Raw genomic sequence first — 20,026 nt, forward strand, 5'->3', positions numbered from 1 at the left:
ATATGTCTATACGCACAATTTTCTTGTTTTGATATGGTGAACCCATCGCCATCAAGCTAAGGTTTTGAAGTACCTCTAGTTATGCTCCCCTTTATAAATGATCAGCATACGATTGCTGAGCGAGTATACGAACTTGGCGCAGGATTTATGTTAAATATCCAGCAATTATCGGCCGAGGATTTAAAACATGCCGTTAATGAAGTGTTGCAGCATTCGATTTACAAAGAGAATGCCAAAAAAATTAGTCAATCATTCCGTGAGGCAGGTGTTTATATCAAAGCTGTTGATGAGATTATTACATTTACTCGTTAATTCTGCTATGTATGCCACTCAAGGCCTATTAACTTAAGAATTTTATAACACCCTACAACAAGAATATAGAAGATAGAAGAAATGCTGGCAGTATCCCATACTCATCAAGATAAGAAATTAAATACCTCATTACTATCAATTCTTAAGTTGATAGTAATGGGGTCTCGCCACACATCCATCAACTTAAGAATTCAGAATTACCCCAAAACGAAAAAATGAGCTTTTTTGCTACAAGTTAGCACAAAATTTCGTTCTGGGGGCATTTACCTTTCTTAGATTGATAGCAATGTGGCGGTACCCCTACTTGTATATTAATTTAGCGAACCTCCTATTTAGGGGATTTTTATTATGGTGGGGACTGGTAGAATAGGCCCTATTGCAGAATTTGGTTTTACACATCGGATATAGTACGTGAAATTTTTGGTGTAGAGATATAACGATAATCAGGGGTTTCTGTTATAATCAATTGAGCACAAGTGCAAAATCACATGAAACTCACCTACGGAAATAGGTGGGTTATTTTATATTGGTGAGATTGTACTAGTATGATAGAATAAGAACAACTGTATATTGTAGGGTGGGTGGTTACGACTGTCCTTTTCTCATTTGATGGGGAAAGGAGGTGTAGCCAATGGATCTATTTCTTCAAATAGTATTAGAGGTAATTAAGACGATTGTACGAGAACTTGTGGTTTTCGTAGTTAAGAAGATTACTTCTAAAAACAAAAAGAAGAAGACCACCCGTCAGCCTCGCAAGCGTGGGAAGTCTTCTAAATCTAAAAAGTAGTATTTAGTCGCAACCACTCACCTTGCGGTAGCAGTTACTTGAAGAGATGTTGACGCATCTCTTCTTTTATTATATACGTACAGAAACATTGAAATACCTTTAAGGAAATTATAACAAATGTAAAAACAAAAGAAAAGCCCACTGAATTTCCGTAACAGTGGGTTGTTGGTTGGGTATTTCTATCTCATTGCACAAAAGGGAATTTCTATTAAAATTATAGCATGCATTTATAACTCTTATATTGAGAAAAAGAAAAGACACCCATAGGAGAGTGCCTTTTCCGATAGTTTTTTAGCATAAGCAAGAAGCTCCAACAATTATTAACAGTATAAAGAGTACAACGATTAAAGCAAATCCTCCAGCGAAACCGCAGCCTTCGCCGCAACTACCACCATAGCCCATAACAATAGAACCTCCTTTAATAAGAGGAGAAAACAAGGGTGTACGCATGTATTTAACGGATTTAATATACCTTATGTTTTTAGGCATTAATTGAGCAGGTCCTTTTAAAAATAAAGAAAAGACACCCTTAGGTGCCTTCCTCCGACTTGAACCACTTTAATTTTAATAATATGTATTGGAATCCCATCCAATATTATTTTACCACATTAAGTTATTTTAGACATTGAGAAAGATGATTCAAATCTATATTTTGTTAGGTAACTACTTTTAAAGTTAATTCTTTATTTCAGCTTGTAGGGGTCACCATACATGCCCATCAAGCTAAGATTTTAAAGTATCCCCTAAACGGAAATTCTACATTTTTTATAGTACAAAAGTTTAATTTTATCGTTTTGGGGAAGAATGTGTTTCTTAAGTTGATAGCGATGGGGACGACCCCTCTAACCCTTTAACTGAAAGAAAACTTGTTCAATATTGCCTCAGTACCAAGTATGACCGTGTTAAGCTCATTCCCTCGGCTATCTTGTCCCCTTCTGAAATAGAGACTGCGTAAAAAATTCTTGCTGTTCACGCGAGCAATCACCTGACTGCGACTTCTCGGCAAATTGCAGCATTGCGCTAAGCCGCTAATCCAATCAGCGAATTCTTGATGTGGAAGTAACTCTTTGTCAATCATCGTATCCACGATGTTTACCAACCGCTCATCATCCTCATCGCTAAAAATGTGTCTACCATTATGAAGCATGCCAGAAATAGCGACAAGAACCTCACGCAGCATTGCGACGCTGCTCTCCTCGCACTGCACTAGCTCAACAAAAACATCCGCACCATGAGACGCGCTGTGAGCCCAGCCTCCTACTGAAAGGTAACCTCGCAGATCCTTCTCCTCTTTATAATAACGTAGCATCGCATGCATTAATTGCTCAATTTCCGCTTGATTAAAAAATGGATTCTGTCTGTGGCGTTGCACAATCAAAGCGATAGGTAAGGCAGAGAACGTCCTTGTAAAAACTGACTGATCATCCTCGCTACCAATACTATAGAACAAATGGTTCTCATCAGTCAGAACAGTTAAGAGGCTTCGTAACTCCTCTTCACTGAATCTATTCTCTTCCTTAATCCACATATAAAACATCGAATAAATCAAGTTATCCCGTAATTCTGGCTGAGGATCGCCAATATATTGAAGTAACAAAGGTAAGAAATCTTGATGCTGCTCACCTTCGCGTAACTGATACTCATCCTTCTCAATTCTTTGTAAATCCAGCATCAATTTAATCCTTGTATCGCTCATTTCCCCATCTCCTTCAACATTAACATAATCTCCTCTATAACAACTTCTGGCTCATCATGATGAATATAATGTCCACTTTGACTAGCAATCCGGTACTTGCTTGACGTTGATAGCCATTGGAATTCTGCTTGGAGTCTTTGCTCAATTTCCAATATTTCTTGAGATGGCCATCCCTCTTCAACATTGTCAGGTAAACCTCTTGTAATAATTGCAAGAGGGAGGTTACTTTGCTTTGAATGATCAACGATTTGCTTATAACTTTGTATTTTATCAATCTTCTCATTATTCAACATAGGATTCTCGTAATATTCCCTATTTCTTGCAAGCAGATTTTCGGGTAGAACCTTTTCATAGGCAAGTTCTTTATATTCCGGTGCAGCGTCAACCAAAACCATACCACAGATGTTCAGTGGATAAAGGCTGGCATATAATCTAGCGACCAAACCACCAAAAGAATGCCCCACTAATATATAGGGCTTCTCCACTTCAAGCGCTAGCAACAATTCGTTGAGCTCCTCGACTAGATCATAGCAAGTCGTCGGGACGGATGCGACTTGACTCCTGCCAATACCAGACCTGTTATAGGAAAAGGTTGATGTTTTTTGCGATATTCGGTCTTGGACTTTTTTCCATGTCTCATAGCTATCGCCTAACCCTGCTATGAAGATTACGCTAGGAATACTGTTACGTGAATATTTATTTAATAGTCTGCGGTTATCACAGATATCAATTATCTTTTCATTTTGTATAGTCACTTTTAATCACCCAGTTCAATTATAAGCTTCACACTATCAATATTTCCATAATAATTTGATTATTGTATTTTTTGCGAACTTTCTCGTTTTTCATTTTGTAACTTCAGCTGAAACCACTCCAAAAGAAATCTGTGGAATTCCAATTGATAATTTGCTTACTTCCAAGTTTTTGGTCGTTTTAAACATTTCACACTGAATCGCCGAAATCTATTTGATGTTCTGTACATAAAAATAAACCATCGAAATGATGGTCTTGGAGTTCTCCCCCCATCGCTATCAAGCTAAAATAAATTTGTATCCATATAAACAAAAAAAGCTATTCTTTTTGTAGAAATATACAGAAAGGATGGCATTTTTGTATGAATCTATCGATTCAGGATGAGTTTCATTTATTCGCTGAAGAACTATAGCGATATCTATCCCCACATATTCTTCAACAACTTGCACAAGAGGCAGGTTTTGTAAAACGTAAAAGCAAGTATGGTGCACAAGATTTGACTGCTTTATGTATCTGGATTAGTCAACACGTAGCAAGCGATTCTCTGACTCGATTATGTAGTCAGCTTTATGCAAATACAGCTACACTTATGAGTCCAGAAGGACTTAATCAACGTTTTAACCGTTGTGCTGTTTTATTTCTACAGCGTGTATTTTCCCTTTTAATCCAAAGTAAACTAAATGATTCTTCTCAAATCTCAAACCAATACATTTCTTATTTTCAACGTATACGTATTTTAGATGCTACTATTTTTCAAGTACCCAACCATTTAGCTTCTATTTATCCTGGTTTAGGAGGATGTGCACAGACAGCTGGTATTAAGATTCAACTAGAGTATGATTTACATAGTGGGAAATTCCTCAATTTTCAAATGGAACCAGGTAAAAATAATGATAAAACCTTTGGTACAGAATATTTGGATACCTTACGACCAGGAGATTTATGTATTCGAGATTTAGGATACTTTTCTCTAAAAGATTTAGACCAGATGGATCAGCGAGGGGTATTCTATGTTTCGCGGTTGAAATTAAATAATAGAGTATATGTTAAAAATGAATCTCCAGAATTCTTTCGGGATGGGTCAGTAAAAAAGCAATCTTTATATGCTTTACTTGACCTTGAACATATCATGCATCAGATAAAACCAGGAGATACTTATGAAATCCGAAATGCCTATGTTGGACAACAAAAATTACCCTCACGAGTTGTAATATACAGACTCACATCAGCTCAAGTTCATAAACGTAGGAAACAGCAAACTTATGTTGAAAAGAAAAAAGGGGTTACATACTCTGAAAAAAGTAAACGTTTAACAGAAATCAATGTTTATATTACCAACATCCCATGGGAAATTGTTCCGATGGAACATGTTCACGAGATTTACTCTCTACGTTGGCAAATAGAGATTGTATTTAAAACATGGAAATCTCTTTTTGGTATCAATCATTGTCACAATATTAAGCGAGAGCGTCTAGAATGTCATCTTTATGGACAGTTAATCGCTATTTTTCTTTGTTCTTCCACTATGTTCAAAATGCGACAGCTGTTACTACAGAAAAAACAAAAAGAATTAAGTGAATATAAAGCAATTTATATGATTCAAGATTATCTGCAACTAGTGTATGAATCTATACAAAAAGACACCCAAGAAGTATCAAAAATTTTCCTTCGTCTGTTTGACCTCTTACAGAAAAACGGACGGAAATCGCATCGATATGAGAAAAAGACAGTCTTTGATATTTTAGGTGTCGTTTATCAGTGTACTGTATCCAATCTAAAGCAGAAAACTGCATAAAATTTAAAAATACACCTTATCAAGGTTTATTTGGTATGTGTATTTTTAAGAACAAATAAACAAATTATCAAGCATGTAGGCAACAAGAACGGAAGTTCATGAAAGACCCACCCTTAGCTTGATGGGCATGTATGGTGACCCCTAATAGATGAAACGATAATTTATAAGCTCCATAAATTACATCTGGAAATAAAAGTAAGGCTATGACCTATTTTTATACGTATCTCGGCTGTACCCCCCCTATAAGGAAATTTTCATATGTTTCGTTTTTGGGGATTCAAACTTTTTGTTAAATATTCTGCTTAACAAAATATTTATATTCAAATTATATTTGTAAAACCTCTTCATAAAAGAACATAGGTTCGTGTATAATGTTAGCGAACCTATGTTCTTATTATATTTAAGGGGGAATCACAGTGTATGACTATTCAATCCTACCGAATAGAATCATCTTGTGTGTTGATTTAAGAAGCTTTTATGCTTCAGTGAGTTGCATTAAAATAGGATTAGACCCAATGCATACAAAATTAGCTGTAGTTGGTGATGTGAACAGGAGCGGCTCAATTGTATTGGCTGCCACTCCACCATTAAAAGCATTGGGTGTAAAGAAGATGGCCAGATTATACGAGATTCCTCGCAGAAAAGACATTCTTGTTGTAAATCCAATTATGGGAACATACATTAAATGTTCTAATTACATAACAAAGTTAGCTTTACAGTACGTTCCTATTGAGGATTTTCACCAATATTCCATCGATGAGTTCTTCATGGATATTACGGATAGTATTCATTTATTTGCTAACGATCCCTATGAGTTTGCGTTGAAATTTAAACGTGAAATATATGCGAAAACACGGATCGAATGCACAATAGGAATTGGCCCTAACCCTTTAATGAGCAAAGTAGCTTTAGATATTGAAGCAAAGAAGAATCAAAACGGCATTGCTTATTGGAAATATGAAGATGTCCCAACAAAATTATGGAGCATACGACCGCTTCATACATTTTGGGGCATTTCTTACAAAACGAAAGAAAAGTTGAATCGAAAAGGAATACATTCTATAGGAGATTTAGCCAATTACCCTCTTAAATACTTAAAACAGAGCTTCGGTAAGATTGGAGAAGAATTACACTTACATAGCTACGGAATTGACTTTAGTCGCATTTCAGAAAAATATGTTCCTGCCACAACTTCTGTTGGGAAAAGCCAAATACTCATGCGCGATTACACAATAGAAGAATTTTCGATTATTTTACTGGAACATATTGAAGAAGTTTGTTATCGGCTTAGAAGACAAAATAAATTTGCTCAAACCGTTCATTTTTCAGTCGGTTATAGCAAGAGTTATAACGGTGGTATTAGAAAAACACATACTTTAAGTCGTCCAACTAACCTAACGATGGATATTTATAAGATCTGTACATACTTTTTACATCAACAATATACTGGAGAACCCATTCGCAGCATAAGTATTTCTCTAACGAATCTAATCCAAGAAGGAGAGGAACAAATTTCTCTTTTTGATAACATAACGCAGCGAGAACAAGAAGTAAAATTAACAAAAGTAATGGATGAAATACGCACAAGGTTTGGAAAGAACAGCATATTGCGGGGAATTTCCTACACGCATAGCGCCACAGCTAGATATAGAAACACACTGATAGGAGGACACAAAAAATGAGCAACGCTAATATGCCAAAGGGGCGCGGAATGGTGAAATGGGCTCCGTTCGCCGCATTAACACCCCAATTTGATGGGATACGTGAAATCATTAGGGAACAACACAAAGTTACCCGTCCGATTTTAACAGCTGAAGAAAAAGAACGAATTGAAAATATGTTATTATGTTCCTTAGTATCTGAAGAAGAAATAATGATCACATATTATGAGGATGGCTATTTGCTCTCTAGTTATATGACTGTTGTTGATATTGACCCTTCAAATAGCGCTGTTGTATGTACAGATGCTTTTTATAACAAGATGAAACTGCATTTCTCTAATATAATAGATGTTAAATAGCATAAATTGATGTTATCAAGTTTAGATCATTTAAAGGAGTGTAAAAATGCAAGGGAATCAGATAAGAAAGAACGCCGCAGGAGCAATTATTCATAATAATATTAATAGCTATCCCTTTCTAAATATACCTATGATTATTAATGAGAAAGACGGAGTGATTTACGAGGTATTAAGTGCTGGTTTTCAAGCTAATGATGCAGTACCAATGATAACAACGGATGGTTTTTCTACAACCAGGGTAAATGCACCGATTGTAACAGTAAAAAACAATGATGGTAGTCTTCAAATATACCGCTTACCGTTAGAACTGGCATATTGGGTGCTTTCTTGTATGCATGCTGCTTCAGAAGGAAAAAATCCATTCCCTTGTAAAGTCGCTTTTGGAATTATAGATACAAAATTTTTTGCAGGATTCAAATGAAAAGGTCTGCTTATTCAGCGGCCCCCCAATTATAGTTTTATCCCTTTTTGCGTTATCCTTCTTACATTTTAGATAGAAAGGATTTTATTATCTTGATAGCAATGTGGCTGTACCTCCTGTAGAAGTATTACAGGAATACCTTGTGTTTATAATAAAAGAAGAGATGCTGGTAACATCTCTTCAAGTAACTGCTACCGTCAGGGTGACGGTTATTATAAGCTATTATTTCTTTTGAAAACCACTTCTGTGCTTGCGATAGCCAGGAGTGATTTTTTCATTTCTTATTTATACTATTCCATAGTACGAGCGCCTATATGAATTTTTCCCGTTCCCTTACTTTCACTAACAACTCTGATTTTATACTTACCTTTTTCACGGTAAACTGTTTCCTTACCTATTTCGCCCTTCTTTATATACCCCTGGCTCACCACTCTGTCCTTTGAATTTTTTAGATACCATTTTACATCACCAGTAGAGTTATTCTGGATGCTAATTCTCATCTCTGCACCTTTTTTATGGTTAAGTGTTGGTGTTGTCACTTCGCCATCTTTTAAGGAAAACGACTCGCTAACCATCAAATTGGGGTCCTTTTTTTTACTTTTATTTACTGCTTTTACCGCTTTGTTTTGTGAAATTTTCTCCGGTGTACCGCTTATATTCTCAGTGCTTGCAAATGATGAGCTTGCTCCTATACTTGTTAAGGCTAAAGTGAGTGCAGAAATAACTAACGTTTTCTTCATAATAAAAATCCTCCTTAATATTTTTAAATTTACACAAAAACATGATCAAATTTTATAAAATACTGCATTAATTTAATAAACCAATATTATGGATTAATAAATAGAATTTTGCTTAGCGTACGAAATTCGTATTTTGTTGTTGATCCCCTTGAACAAATATAATAGTATTACAAAATAGTATATTATTTAGGCACAAAACATTGACTCCCTACCATAGTACATCTTTCAAAAGTTGGGATAGTGTTACCATTTTCGTCCCTCTCATAGACCATAACTGTTTTGTTCTTAGCATCAAAAACAATATCATATGCATTTGGGTATTTATTTCTAACCCAAATCTCCCCCGAATCAGCACTTGCAGGCATTGCAGAAATAAATAATGCTGATGTTAAACCTAGTACCCCAATTGTTTTTTTGAATTTTGATTTAAACATAAAATTAACCCCTTCCCTATTTGGTTTGACTATTTAATTTTCAGAAAAAATAGTACAATAAAAACATATCATTTTTTACAAATATTGTTAACCTATTAAATTTGATAAAATAATATTATAATATTCTGTAATTTAAAATTAAAATTATGAAAATAGTAGTATTGATTCTTGAGAATCCCTCAGTATATAAGGGATACCGGCAGCATAAAAAAAACCCACGCTAAGCCAAAAATACAATAAGCTGCCCATGTAGGCAGCTTGTTTACATAATTTTCGAAAGCGGAAGTTAAAAGTTTTTAGTTTCTTGCTTAATTAAAGCACCCTTTTGTTTAAGTATATTTTTTCACAAACTCACATTAAAAAGCATTTATTTACCTATTTTAAATGCGGTTTCACTAATAATTAAACTAAGTTGAAGCCTTCTTAACCACTTTTCAGAATCACTTATAATCCTCGTAATTCCGTTAGTATCTTCGTGGTACTCTAACCCTTCAACTTGAGCGTACTCCACATTCAACTTAGCAATTCTATGAATTATCATTACCCACTCTGCATCTGTCATCTTTTCTTTCGAAAAATTATTGATATTATTCGCACATTCCCTTGAAAAAGAACAAGAACCTGCTGTTATATCAACTTCCTTACCTAGCTCTAAAGAACAGATTTTGTTTGTTATCTTTTCCGTTTCAATCCATTCCAATGGGTGTGTGTTCATTGCACGTTCAGTACGTCCTAAAATAAGGTAATCGTAATTCGGCATATCTGACACCATATTCTTTAATTCATCTAAATGATTCTTACTCCAAGTTAACAAACGGTCAAAGTCACAATAATGGAAATACTGACATTGACCTGTAAGACCAAATTTCACAACTTCTCTTCGTGCCTGAGCCGCTCCCTTCTTCGGAATTATCTTCACATTAAATTGACTTCTTTCCATCTCTTTAACTAATTCAATTGACGACAAATCGCTAATGGTAATGAAAAGTTCCCCATAAATACCCTCAAGATCCTCTTGTAATTGTTGAAAAAGCTCAATGTTTATTCCCTTGGGGTCGTGAGTGACCGTTAAAAGTGCAACTTGCGACACAATATCCACCTCAAATTTTTATCTTTGAATTCTTAAATTCAACAAAAAACACAAACATTCCTGTTTCTTGTGGAACTAAACTGCCATTTAGTTGAATAAGGAAGAGTGTATATCCTATACATGTTCAATTAACATAACGTCTCATTATCGGTAGCGAAGAAAAAAGTGTCCTCTTACTCTTAGAAGGGATTCGCCTTTTTCTTTTTCTATGACTCTATACATCTTTTTATACATTCCTATTTTAGAGCGACTTTTGGCTTACTTATTGTTCCCTATGTCTCCCTATTTTTTGCATAAAACTTTGTATACTCTTAGCGGGTTTTTTTACCAAAATGCTGGAGGTTACCCCTTCTTGAAACAATTTAACTGTTTATAATGCACATAAGTATGTTTGACAAAAATCCCTTTTGAAACGCTTTTTTTAAAAGGGATTTTATTTTTTTATTGTAAAATATAGCAACTCTTAAAAAGAGAGTCTTGCTCTCTATTTAAGTACTCAGCAAAACCTAATTAAGTTTCTAATAAGAATGCACCATTCTTCTCTATTTACTTATACTTGTATTTTTTATAAATTATTACGATATAGATATTGATTTAAAATGTTTTGTTCGAAATATTAAATTAGGATTTTCAGGGGTTAAGACAGTTATTTATTCTCCTATTTTAAATTCACATAATTTTCAAATATTAAAAGTGCATACGTTAAGATTTGGTATATAATAAAATCAACCCGTGGTTATAGTGTTTGCTCTGATTCAAATTATGAGATAGTTTGTTTCACCTTTTATACATTATCTAAAAAAAGAACTTGTAGGATTCCTACAAGTTCTTTTGGTTTTTCTTATTTAGGTATCATCAACACAACGCGAAGTTCGTATGCTAAGCAAAATTTTATAAAGAAAAAGCCGATTTCTGTATAGTAAACTAATAAGGCTAATGATATAAAAAGATTGTTAACTGAAAATTGATTAGCTGTAAATTTTTTGACCGTAGATAATAATGGTTTAAAATTAAGATAGTAGGATAAAGTTAATAAAGAAACCGGAGGATTAAATGTATAAATTATTGATTGTTGAAGATGAAATGAATATTGCAGGTACGCTAAAAAACCACCTTGAAAAATATGGCTATCATTGCCTCATTGTAGAAGATTTTCAAAGAATATTAGAAGTTTTTCAAGATTTTCAACCCCACCTTGTCATAATGGACATTACTCTTCCTGCCTTTGATGGTTATTATTGGTCTCGTAAGATAAGACAGCTATCCAATTGTCCTATTGTGATGCTATCTGCTCGTATAAATGAAGCAGATCAAGTGTATGGCATTGAAAATGGTGCGGATGATTTCATTACCAAACCTTTTTTATTAGGAGTAGTACTTGCAAAAATTAATGGACAAATTCGTCGTATATATGGCGAATATGCAAGAAATATACAGGCGAAAATTTTAAAAATAGGAAATACAATTTTAAACTTAGACACTGTACGATTATGCACACCTAATCAGGAGGAGCCATTAACGGTAAAAGAACTCCAGCTATGTACAATGTTCTTTGAAGCGTATCCTAATGTTGTAACAAGACAGCAACTACTTACAGCCATTTGGGATGAGGAAGAATTTGTCGAGGAAAATACCTTAACAGTAAATATTGCAAGACTACGTAAGAAGTTAGAAGCCATTAATTCGACTTTAGAAATTACAACTATTAGAGGAATTGGCTACCAATTAACGGAGAGACTCACATGAAGTTATTTTTAAAAGACCATTTGAGCTTTATTATCCTTTATATTATTACATTTATTAGCTTACCAATTGTGATTCATCGATTAGATGGTTTTGAAAATCATTATACCTATTTTATATTTCTAGCCTTCTCTCTATTAATTGTACTACTTTTTTGTCGTTATTTACGTCGTAAAAAAATGTATATACATATTGAGAACAAGAACATCCATACGGACAATTTCATGATTTATCAGCCAATTGCTCCATACGAGAAAGCATACGCAACTCAATTGCAATATATTCAATCCTTATTTCTATCAAAAGAAGAGGAGTATAAGAGTTCTTTACATGATCAGCAATTAATGATTTCTAATGCAGTTCATCAAATGAAAACGCCACTTTCTGTCATTCAACTGCTTATACAATCCAATCAGTTTAAGGAACCAAATTCCCTTGCAGAATGGCAAAAAGTAAAAGTTGAATGTGATAAACTGAACTTCTCTTTAAATCAGTTACTAACGTATAGTCGCTCTACTAAATTATTAGCAGATTTAAAAATAGAACCAATTCAGTTAAAACATATCGTGCAGGAAGTTATTAATGATTTAAGGGATTATTTTATTGAGGAAGAAATCTTTCCAAAAAGCACTATAACGGAGGATATATTGCTTTATTCAGATCGTAAATGGTTAAAGGTTGTGGTTTACCAGTTATTAAGTAATGCTGTTAAATATGGCGAAAAATACTCTTCTATTATGATCCATTATGAAAATGGACAGTTATTTATTAAAAATAAAGGAGAAACAATACCTGAAAGTGAAATAAAACGTGTTTTTGAATTATTTTACACGGGAACGAAAGGACGTACAAAAGGAGAAGCAACTGGTATCGGTCTTTATTTAGTAAAAAGTATCCTTACTACATTTAATCATCCATACCACCTACATTCTAAAGATAATGAAACAACATTTACAATAGATTTCTCAAGAAGTATAGAAACGGCTACCAAATAAGGTAGCCGTTTTGAATGTGACAATTTTGTCATATTGCTGTCACATTGAAAGATATTAAGAAGTAAAAGGCCCATCTATAATCAAATACTGAAAGATACAAAGGAGTGAGGTACTGATGTCAGACACCATTTTAAATGTAAAAGAGCTTCAAAAAGTATATACAGGAGAAATTTCCTATCAAGCATTGAAAGGTATTGATTTTAATTTAAACAAGAGTGAGTTTGTTGCGGTAATGGGGCCTTCTGGTAGTGGAAAAACAACTTTTCTTAACTGCATTTCAACAATCGATAGCCCAACTAATGGCTCAGTTACAATTAATTCAAAAAATCCTTATGAATTAAATGATAATGAACTAGCGAAGTTTCGTCGAAAAGAATTAGGGTTTGTCTTTCAAGACTTTAACCTTGTTCATACCTTAACAGTAGAGGAAAATATTTTATTACCTTTGGTACTTGATTCTGTAGATGATAAGGAGATGAGCAAACGTTTAGAGAAAGTTGCAATTTTTTTAGGTATTAAAGAAGTTTTAAAGAAACGTACATTTGAAATTTCAGGTGGACAGAAACAGCGTGTAGCAATTGCTCGAGCTGTTATTCATGAACCAGGGTTATTATTAGCTGATGAACCAACTGGAAACCTAGATTCTAAAGCGGTAAATGATGTTATGACATTGTTTGAGTCAATTAACAAGACCTTTAACACAGCTATTTTAATGGTGACACATGATGCCTATGTTGCTAGTTTTGCACATCGCGTAATCTTTATAAAAGACGGTATTCTTTATAATGAGGTGCATCGAGGCAATAATAAACAGAAGTTTTATCAAGAAATTATGGACACACTTACATTTTTAGGTGGTGGACAGCATGAGTTTTAATCATATTGTCCTTCAAAACATTTTGCGCGATAAATGGACATATATTTCTTATTTTTTAAGCAGTGTATTTTCCATTTTGATATTTTTCTTATTTTCGATTGTAGCATTTCATCCTATGTTAGCGAGCATTCAAACAGGAAGCACACTTAGCCTTGTAATGATACTTACGAGCTTTATTGTGTATATTTTTTCATTCGTTTTCATCATTTATTCGATGTTTTCGTTTTTGAAAAAGAAAACAAAAAGTCTTGGCATTTTTATGATTACTGGAGCATCTATGAAGCAAGTGCGTAAGATGGTGTTCAAAGAAAATATGCTTATTGCTAGTGTAGCAATTATAAAAGCGATTGTGCTTGGTCTTGTAATCGCCCCGTTGTTTTTAATGGTCACCAAAAGGGTGTTACAAGTGAATAGCTTTGGTATGTATATACCAATACAAGCTATCGCATTAACTATTATTTTATTTGCAATTTTATTCTGTATCGTTTCTAAATTTATAACACGTTTTATTAACAAAGAAGAAGCTGTACATCTGTTAAAAGCAGATGTAACACAGGAAAAGTTAATTGTGCCTGCACCATGGAAGTTGTTACTATCAGTAATTACCAGCGTATTCTTAGCACTATCGCTCATATTAGAAATGAATTGGGTTGAATCATCTGGAACCATCCATTACATTTTACTATTTGTTAGTTCGCTATTAGCCATATATTTTATTATCACGCAGGGAATGTTTGTATCGATTCATGTTTTACAAAAACGACCGTCGTATTACAAAAAAACAAATATGCTTTACGTTTCGAACATAAAGGCCAAAGGTCGCTCACATTCCCATCTTATCTATTTATTAACAGTCTTGTTGCTAGGTGTATTTGTATGTACAAATGTACTGTACAGTTCCTATTACAATATAAATACGAGAGCAGAATCAATAGATCCGTACAGCTTTGAATATATCTCACTCTCAGGTAATACACCTGAAGTTGAAAAGAAAGATATTTCATTTATTGAAAATGCATTAGCAAAACAAGGTAAATACGATGCATATTATTCTGCATTTAAAACAGATAAAAATCATAATATTGGCTTTATGTCGGTTTCAAATTATAATGCTCTTGGTTTTCATAAGGCAATTTCACTAAAGGATGATGAATACTATGTTGCAGCAGGAAATAACTATGCTCTTCCAAGTATAGAAATTATTCGTGACTACCCGTTAGGAAAACTTAAATATGCGGGCCTTGAGAAACGAAATATTTTAACTTCAGGTTTCCAAAAGATGTACTATATCGTCCCAGATACTGTTTATGAAACTATTAACTATCCTGTATTTAAAGTATTTGCTTATGAAATTGATAATTGGACAGAAAAGCTCGACTTGTCCGAAACGATTCTTTCCAAAATTTCAACAATACCAAATGAGCGCCTAATTTCTTCTAAAATTAATTTTTACGAGATTGAAAAAACTACAGTGAGTCTTCTATTCTTTATCGGTTTCATGTTGAGCCTTATCTTCTTGAGCGCGGCAATGAGTATTCTTTATTTCTATCTGCAAACGTCATTTGAAGAAGAAAAAGAAAAATATACAGGAATCCGAAAGCTTGGCTTTTCTGTGAAAGAATTAGTTGCTGTTGTGACTAAGGAGTTGGCAACTTTAATTTTTGTCCCGTTTACACTTGCATCTATTCTTCTATGTGGAATAATGCTTGCAATGCGTAACCATTTTTCATCTGCACTTTATGGAGTCACAGCAATAGGTGTAGGAATATTTTTATTGCTATTTGTTATAAGCTTTTTCATCATTCGACGAAGTTATTTGAAAAAACTTATGAATTAAAAATGCATGTTTCTAATAATATAGGTGCTTGATCTAAAAATAACATAGAAAGTATACCTGAAATTATACTTTTCAAGGGGTTCTTTTCATGAAAAAGAACCCCTTGGATAAATAAGAGATGCTCTTACTATAGAAACTTTATATAAGTATATCGTTGATGTAAGAAACAATATAGTTTTCCTAGAGGACTAATTGTATTTGAGTAATATATAAAGTGGAGGTTTTATATTTTTATGAGGTTAAATGCTTTTCAATTAAAGATTTTTGCAATGGTCCTTATGGTCATTGACCACGTGTATACTTACATTCCAGGTATGCCAATGTGGATGCATCATCCAGGACGTATTGTGGCACCAATTTTCTTCTATTTTGTAGTGGAAGGATTTTTCTATACACGAAATCGTAAAAAGTATGCTACGCGTGTGTTTATATGGGCAGAGATTATGTTTGCGGGTTCAGCACTAATTCAGTATATGTTCCCAAGAGAAGGTGAACTCCACAATAATATTTTCTTGTCGCTTGGGTTTGGAATAGTGTTATTATGTGTGATTGATTATATAAAGTGCACAAAAAATTATCTACTAGGAATTCCAGCTATAATTATTGTAGCGTTATTAGGAATGTTTACAGAGGCAAATATTTTTGGAGTGACAATGACTCTAATTTTCTATTTCTTTAGAGAGAAGAAAATGTGGTTAATTATCACATATGTATTACTCTCATTATCAGAAGTTCCGACGTTACTTATGATTGAAGAACTCTTTACAGATATGGGTCTGTTTGGTTACGGTAATCAATGGATGATGGTATTTGCGTTGCCATTCTTCTTTTTATACAATGGAGAACGTGGTGTAAATAATGCATTCACAAAATATATGTTTTATATTTTCTATCCGGCCCACTTATGGATTATCTATACAATTGGATATTTTGTGAGTAAATAAAGACAAAAGCTTTGCATATTATGCAAAGCTTTCTCTTTTATTCTAGTATCCTCATCTTACTAGTAACTTATCCCCCAAGCACAAATACTGATATCAATGGCTTTGGGTATAGATATATAGTAATCAGTCTTACAAATTATTAAAAAACATATGCTCTTAATTTATCTTTCTTGTCCATCTGTTTGATTGGCTTGGAACTCCATTTTTAGCGCAATACTATCCCCTTGGAACACGTTTTGACCTGTTCCGTTGTCCTCAAATATAAACTTTATCCAAAACCAATCCATTTTCCCATAATATACTTATTCAATTATATATAATTAATAATACCATTAAACATTCCTAGAAACATCCAATATATGAATTGCTTTTTTTGTCCCAAAAGGTATAAGTTATAGACTGGAAATTTTATTTGTACTTATATTATAACATGTACATAAGAGTTTGAAATTTTACATATTTTTTAACATGAACCTAATTATGACTTGTAAATTGATAATTAGGCTTTTACTTTACTGGAATAAATTCAACTTTATCTATATAAACTTCCTCGTTAGATTTGAAAGTATCTACACCCACTGTTACGTTATCAACTTTTTTTGAAAATGTAAAAGAGGTTTCAATTGTTCCCAAATTATATGATTCATATTTAACTGGCTGATTTTTCACTCTAGTTTTATTAACAGTAGTTGCATATATACGTTGCCCTGAAACTTTTATATAAATTCGCATGTTTGTAGTAGAGCAATAACGTACTCTTACTTTATATCGTTGTGATAACGACGAATTCACATTCACTTCCAATTGAGCCACTACGCCAGGAGTCTTTCTACTAAGTAGATCTCCTCCGGTAAACCCATTACCACGTATAACTGTAGTGCCAGAATCTTTAGTATACGCCTTTACAAGTGGTATTTGTGTAATTTTATCTGAGGAAATTGCATTGTTAAGATTTGCGCTCATATGCGTCCATGTAAAAACAGGGAATCTGAAATATATACCATTAGCTGGTGAAAAAGAACTGAAAGTTATATGAGATAATCTATGACTAAATACACCTCCATTTTCCCGGGGTATTTCATCGAATGAATTATAGCGTTCTATTGAATTTGAAGAGGTTGTATGTCCTTTCAAATAAACATAGTTACTAAGGAATCCATTGCCTTTTCCCGTATAGAAATTGCCTATTGGAATTCCATAAATAGACCCATAGGCATTTGATAAACATGCTGCATCAAAAAAGGTCCATACAGCATCATTATCATGTAAATCCATCTTATCTTTGTCAGAACTATTGATAAAACCATAATCATATTTATTGGTTGTAGATCCATTTATATTTGTGCATGTTAAAGAATGGCCAGACCAATGATTGATATACTCCTTATCATTAAGGGGTAGTTTCTGCTTAATGGTTGCAATTTCTATTGACTTTAATAGCTCAAATAAATGTGGTGGACGAATAAAATCTTTTTCAAGTCTATCAAATAATGATGTTGTGACAACATTGCTCCAAGGACGACTCCATGAGGAGCCTTCTGCTGGATTATATCCATTTGGACTGGAATATAAGTCCCTGGTAAGTTGAACAGCCGTCGGAATTGGATATGTACGTATGTCATAATAAGGAAACACTGAAATTAGATCTAATAAAATTAGTGTCATTTCTCTACGAAAACGATGGTAAGTTAACCATCCTTTAGCAGTTTTATCCTCACTTAACCTACTTAGTTCACGAGTATACCATTCCAAACAATGATTAATATATTTTCCTGTTGCTTTTAATTGTTCTTCATGGAATAAATTAATTTCCTTTTGTTTCATTCCCCAATCTTCCCCAAAAATCTGAGCATCTTTTATTAAATACAAATGAAGGTTTGCAGCTTGGGCGTATATCGGTAACAATAATACTTCACCATCTTTTACTGCAAATTGAGGTATGGTGGTCTTAAAAATCATATCTAATGCCACAAATCTATCTTTTACTAATAATTTAGTTTGAAAATCTCGAGTATTTCTTTGCCAAGATTCGAGTGCATTCATGTAACTTTCTAATCCTTCTTGCAATCCCTTTAACTTTGATATGGCATCTTTTTTTATATGTTCAGCTATTTTTCTATCAATGAGACTTTCCATTTTTTTCATAAAAGTTTCCCAAATTTCATTTGAATTACTTGATGGCCATAATTTACTAACTACCCATTTGTAGTATTCAGCTATCGCTCCTGTGAACGGAATACCTAAAAATTTTAATATTCCCGCAATAATATCAATTCCAATATTCACCCCATCTTGCGGGCTCAAATATGATTCAGAGGATGAAGTTAAATAATCTTTATAATCAATGTTTTGTTCTGATGTGATTGGATTATTGGCTAAAGGGTGTTTAATATCATTAGTTGATAAGGAAGGATTTATTAAAGTACCCATAGTATTGTTTTTATTATTATTAGAACACATATTTGTTACCTCCATTTTATATATAAATAATGTTAAGATAGATACATACATATATATATCTATGTATGGTTTCAATAAAGTTAGAGAACATACGTTAAATACAGAGGAACTTAAAATTAATTTAATGTATGTAAACTAATTGACAAAGGATGATCCCATATGAATATAGAACAATTAAAATTAATCGTAACCCTCTCCGAAGAAAGAAAGCTTTCGCGTGTAGCGAAAAAATTAAACCTCACCCCGTCTGCTGTGTGTCAAGGTATTAAAAAGTTAGAAAAAGAGTTGAATACATCCCTTTTTAATAGAACTAAAGATGGTACATATCCAACGGTAGAAGGATTACATATTATAAAGAATGCTTATGATGCTTTAGAAAAAATTAATGAAATCTTGGAATATACAAAAGATAAAAGAGTTTATCCCAAATTACACATAAAAATTGCTGTTGTACCAGGCGTTATCCCGCCACTGGTTGAAGCAATTAATAAGTTGAAAAGTGAATTTCCCTTTATAGAAATGGAGATAGTGCAAGAGAAAACTCAACAAATTTTTTCAGCTTTACAAATGGAACAAATTGATTTCGCACTTATAATTGATTCTGATAATATAAAAAAACAAAGTTTTCCTTATAATATTAGGAAAATATGTGAAGGGAAATTTCATATTGCAATGAACAGACATGCAATATTATCATCATATGATCAGATAGATTGTAAAATGCTTATCAAAGAACCTTTAGTGTTATATCAAGATGAATATATCCTTAATTATGTGAGACATATAGAAACCAAGACAGGCGAAAATAGCAATATTCTTTTTCTAACAAATAATACAAGTTCCATCATTTATGCTGTTAAAAACGATTTAGCCAATTCTATAGCGTTAGATTTCACATTTGAGGATAAATACAGAAACTTTTTTAATGAAATAATAAAAATTCCTATCAAAGGTGATGAGAATCAAGAAAAAATCTCATTATGGTTTGCTTCCCCTATAAAAAATGGTTTTGCAGAAATTACAGAGACTTTTTTTCAACTTATTAATTACCATGTAAATGGGCACTAACTGTTTGGTTTCTATAGAGATAACAATTATTTTTAAAGTAATTAAATTTTAAAA

Annotated in this window: 16 protein-coding genes and 3 pseudogenes; 11 read left to right on the forward strand and 8 right to left on the reverse strand. The window is 33.2% G+C overall.

From position 1 onward, the window contains the following. Positions 1–78 precede the first annotated feature (78 nt). Positions 79–312 (forward strand): annotated as a pseudogene (locus tag ACS2FK_RS22250) (macrolide family glycosyltransferase); the annotation flags it as partial. Between the two features lie 1,078 nt (positions 313–1,390). Here ACS2FK_RS22250 and ACS2FK_RS22255 read toward each other — a convergent pair. The 3 genes from ACS2FK_RS22255 to ACS2FK_RS22265 form a co-directional block, all read right to left on the reverse strand. Beyond that, on the reverse strand, positions 1,391–1,501 hold the full coding sequence (locus ACS2FK_RS22255) for a YjcZ family sporulation protein (RefSeq protein ID WP_080470016.1): 111 nt from the start codon (positions 1,499–1,501) through the stop codon (positions 1,391–1,393). 448 nt (positions 1,502–1,949) lie between these two features. Further along, entirely contained in the window at positions 1,950–2,795 is an 846-nt protein-coding gene (locus ACS2FK_RS22260; protein ID WP_001285739.1) for a DUF2785 domain-containing protein, read from the reverse strand. Then, on the reverse strand, positions 2,792–3,550 hold the full coding sequence (locus tag ACS2FK_RS22265) for an alpha/beta fold hydrolase (protein ID WP_000155199.1): 759 nt from the start codon (positions 3,548–3,550) through the stop codon (positions 2,792–2,794). The genes ACS2FK_RS22260 and ACS2FK_RS22265 overlap by 4 nt, the downstream gene beginning before the upstream one ends. Before the next feature lie 359 nt (positions 3,551–3,909). On the opposite strand from ACS2FK_RS22265, the pseudogene ACS2FK_RS22270 reads away from it, so the two are divergent. The 4 genes and pseudogenes from ACS2FK_RS22270 to ACS2FK_RS22285 all read left to right on the forward strand — a co-directional run bounded on the left by ACS2FK_RS22270 (position 3,910) and on the right by ACS2FK_RS22285 (position 7,784). Then, positions 3,910–5,343: pseudogene (locus tag ACS2FK_RS22270) on the forward strand (IS4 family transposase). A 416-nt stretch (positions 5,344–5,759) separates the two neighbouring features. After that, positions 5,760–7,025 carry a Y-family DNA polymerase gene (locus ACS2FK_RS22275; protein ID WP_063549511.1) on the forward strand — a complete coding sequence of 422 codons (1,266 nt, stop codon included), beginning with the start codon at positions 5,760–5,762 and terminating at the stop codon, positions 7,023–7,025. Further along, on the forward strand, positions 7,022–7,363 hold the full coding sequence (locus ACS2FK_RS22280) for a YolD-like family protein (protein ID WP_063549513.1): 342 nt from the start codon (positions 7,022–7,024) through the stop codon (positions 7,361–7,363). Before ACS2FK_RS22275 ends, ACS2FK_RS22280 begins: the two co-directional genes overlap by 4 nt. A 46-nt stretch (positions 7,364–7,409) precedes the next feature. Beyond that, positions 7,410–7,784, forward strand: a complete 375-nt coding sequence (locus ACS2FK_RS22285) for a hypothetical protein (RefSeq protein WP_063549515.1) — start codon at positions 7,410–7,412, stop codon at positions 7,782–7,784. A gap of 290 nt (positions 7,785–8,074) precedes the next feature. On the opposite strand, the gene ACS2FK_RS22290 is transcribed toward ACS2FK_RS22285, so the two are convergent. The 3 genes from ACS2FK_RS22290 to ACS2FK_RS22300 form a co-directional block, all read right to left on the reverse strand. Then, positions 8,075–8,524: a hypothetical protein gene (locus tag ACS2FK_RS22290; protein ID WP_063549517.1), complete on the reverse strand. Its 450-nt coding sequence runs from the start codon at positions 8,522–8,524 to the stop codon at positions 8,075–8,077. Between the two features lie 182 nt (positions 8,525–8,706). Beyond that, on the reverse strand, positions 8,707–8,958 hold the full coding sequence (locus ACS2FK_RS22295) for a hypothetical protein (RefSeq protein ID WP_063549519.1): 252 nt from the start codon (positions 8,956–8,958) through the stop codon (positions 8,707–8,709). 367 nt (positions 8,959–9,325) lie between these two features. Next, on the reverse strand, positions 9,326–10,048 hold the full coding sequence (locus tag ACS2FK_RS22300; protein ID WP_080470013.1) for a hypothetical protein: 723 nt from the start codon (positions 10,046–10,048) through the stop codon (positions 9,326–9,328). 1,053 nt (positions 10,049–11,101) lie between these two features. Between ACS2FK_RS22300 and ACS2FK_RS22305 the strand changes: the two genes are divergently transcribed. The 5 genes from ACS2FK_RS22305 to ACS2FK_RS22325 all read left to right on the forward strand — a co-directional run bounded on the left by ACS2FK_RS22305 (position 11,102) and on the right by ACS2FK_RS22325 (position 16,444). Continuing rightward, the gene (locus ACS2FK_RS22305; protein ID WP_063549523.1) at positions 11,102–11,794 is read left to right on the forward strand and encodes a response regulator transcription factor; all 693 of its coding nucleotides are present in this window, start codon (positions 11,102–11,104) and stop codon (positions 11,792–11,794) included. Beyond that, positions 11,791–12,786, forward strand: coding sequence for a sensor histidine kinase (locus ACS2FK_RS22310; RefSeq protein ID WP_063549525.1), 996 nt, complete (start codon positions 11,791–11,793; stop codon positions 12,784–12,786). Before ACS2FK_RS22305 ends, ACS2FK_RS22310 begins: the two co-directional genes overlap by 4 nt. Before the next feature lie 115 nt (positions 12,787–12,901). After that, positions 12,902–13,663, forward strand: coding sequence for an ABC transporter ATP-binding protein (locus ACS2FK_RS22315; RefSeq protein WP_063549527.1), 762 nt, complete (start codon positions 12,902–12,904; stop codon positions 13,661–13,663). Further along, positions 13,653–15,500 carry an FtsX-like permease family protein gene (locus tag ACS2FK_RS22320; protein ID WP_063549529.1) on the forward strand — a complete coding sequence of 616 codons (1,848 nt, stop codon included), beginning with the start codon at positions 13,653–13,655 and terminating at the stop codon, positions 15,498–15,500. Before ACS2FK_RS22315 ends, ACS2FK_RS22320 begins: the two co-directional genes overlap by 11 nt. 233 nt (positions 15,501–15,733) lie before the next feature. Further along, positions 15,734–16,444, forward strand: a complete 711-nt coding sequence (locus ACS2FK_RS22325) for a TraX family protein (protein ID WP_063549531.1) — start codon at positions 15,734–15,736, stop codon at positions 16,442–16,444. Positions 16,445–16,605: 161 nt separating this feature from the next. Here the strand turns inward: ACS2FK_RS22325 and ACS2FK_RS22330 are convergent. Together ACS2FK_RS22330 and ACS2FK_RS22335 are read right to left on the reverse strand one after the other, a co-directional pair. Further along, positions 16,606–16,734 (reverse strand): annotated as a pseudogene (locus ACS2FK_RS22330) (TasA family protein); the annotation flags it as partial. Between the two features lie 217 nt (positions 16,735–16,951). Next, a complete protein-coding gene (locus tag ACS2FK_RS22335) occupies positions 16,952–18,904 on the reverse strand; it encodes an insecticidal delta-endotoxin Cry8Ea1 family protein (RefSeq protein WP_063549533.1) in 1,953 nt (650 codons plus the stop codon). Positions 18,905–19,063: 159 nt separating this feature from the next. On the opposite strand from ACS2FK_RS22335, the gene ACS2FK_RS22340 reads away from it, so the two are divergent. After that, positions 19,064–19,972: a LysR family transcriptional regulator gene (locus ACS2FK_RS22340; RefSeq protein ID WP_063549535.1), complete on the forward strand. Its 909-nt coding sequence runs from the start codon at positions 19,064–19,066 to the stop codon at positions 19,970–19,972. Positions 19,973–20,026: the final 54 nt, after the last annotated feature.

It is taken from the genome of Bacillus cereus group sp. BceL220, from assembly GCF_051776965.1.
GTDB lineage: Bacteria > Bacillota > Bacilli > Bacillales > Bacillaceae_G > Bacillus_A > Bacillus_A cereus.

Bases quoted from the DNA above. Each gene is read 5' to 3' on its own strand.
- ACS2FK_RS22255 (WP_080470016.1), bottom strand. From the start codon at position 1,501: ATGGGCTATGGTGGTAGTTGCGGCGAAGGCTGCGGTTTCGCTGGAGGA.
- ACS2FK_RS22335 (WP_063549533.1), bottom strand. From the start codon at position 18,904: ATGTGTTCTAATAATAATAAAAACAATACTATGGGTACTTTAATAAAT.
- ACS2FK_RS22315 (WP_063549527.1), top strand. From the start codon at position 12,902: ATGTCAGACACCATTTTAAATGTAAAAGAGCTTCAAAAAGTATATACA.
- ACS2FK_RS22325 (WP_063549531.1), top strand. From the start codon at position 15,734: ATGAGGTTAAATGCTTTTCAATTAAAGATTTTTGCAATGGTCCTTATG.
- ACS2FK_RS22305 (WP_063549523.1), top strand. From the start codon at position 11,102: ATGTATAAATTATTGATTGTTGAAGATGAAATGAATATTGCAGGTACG.
- ACS2FK_RS22295 (WP_063549519.1), bottom strand. From the start codon at position 8,958: ATGTTTAAATCAAAATTCAAAAAAACAATTGGGGTACTAGGTTTAACA.
- ACS2FK_RS22340 (WP_063549535.1), top strand. From the start codon at position 19,064: ATGAATATAGAACAATTAAAATTAATCGTAACCCTCTCCGAAGAAAGA.
- ACS2FK_RS22285 (WP_063549515.1), top strand. From the start codon at position 7,410: ATGCAAGGGAATCAGATAAGAAAGAACGCCGCAGGAGCAATTATTCAT.
- ACS2FK_RS22280 (WP_063549513.1), top strand. From the start codon at position 7,022: ATGAGCAACGCTAATATGCCAAAGGGGCGCGGAATGGTGAAATGGGCT.
- ACS2FK_RS22310 (WP_063549525.1), top strand. From the start codon at position 11,791: ATGAAGTTATTTTTAAAAGACCATTTGAGCTTTATTATCCTTTATATT.
- ACS2FK_RS22290 (WP_063549517.1), bottom strand. From the start codon at position 8,524: ATGAAGAAAACGTTAGTTATTTCTGCACTCACTTTAGCCTTAACAAGT.
- ACS2FK_RS22260 (WP_001285739.1), bottom strand. From the start codon at position 2,795: ATGAGCGATACAAGGATTAAATTGATGCTGGATTTACAAAGAATTGAG.
- ACS2FK_RS22320 (WP_063549529.1), top strand. From the start codon at position 13,653: ATGAGTTTTAATCATATTGTCCTTCAAAACATTTTGCGCGATAAATGG.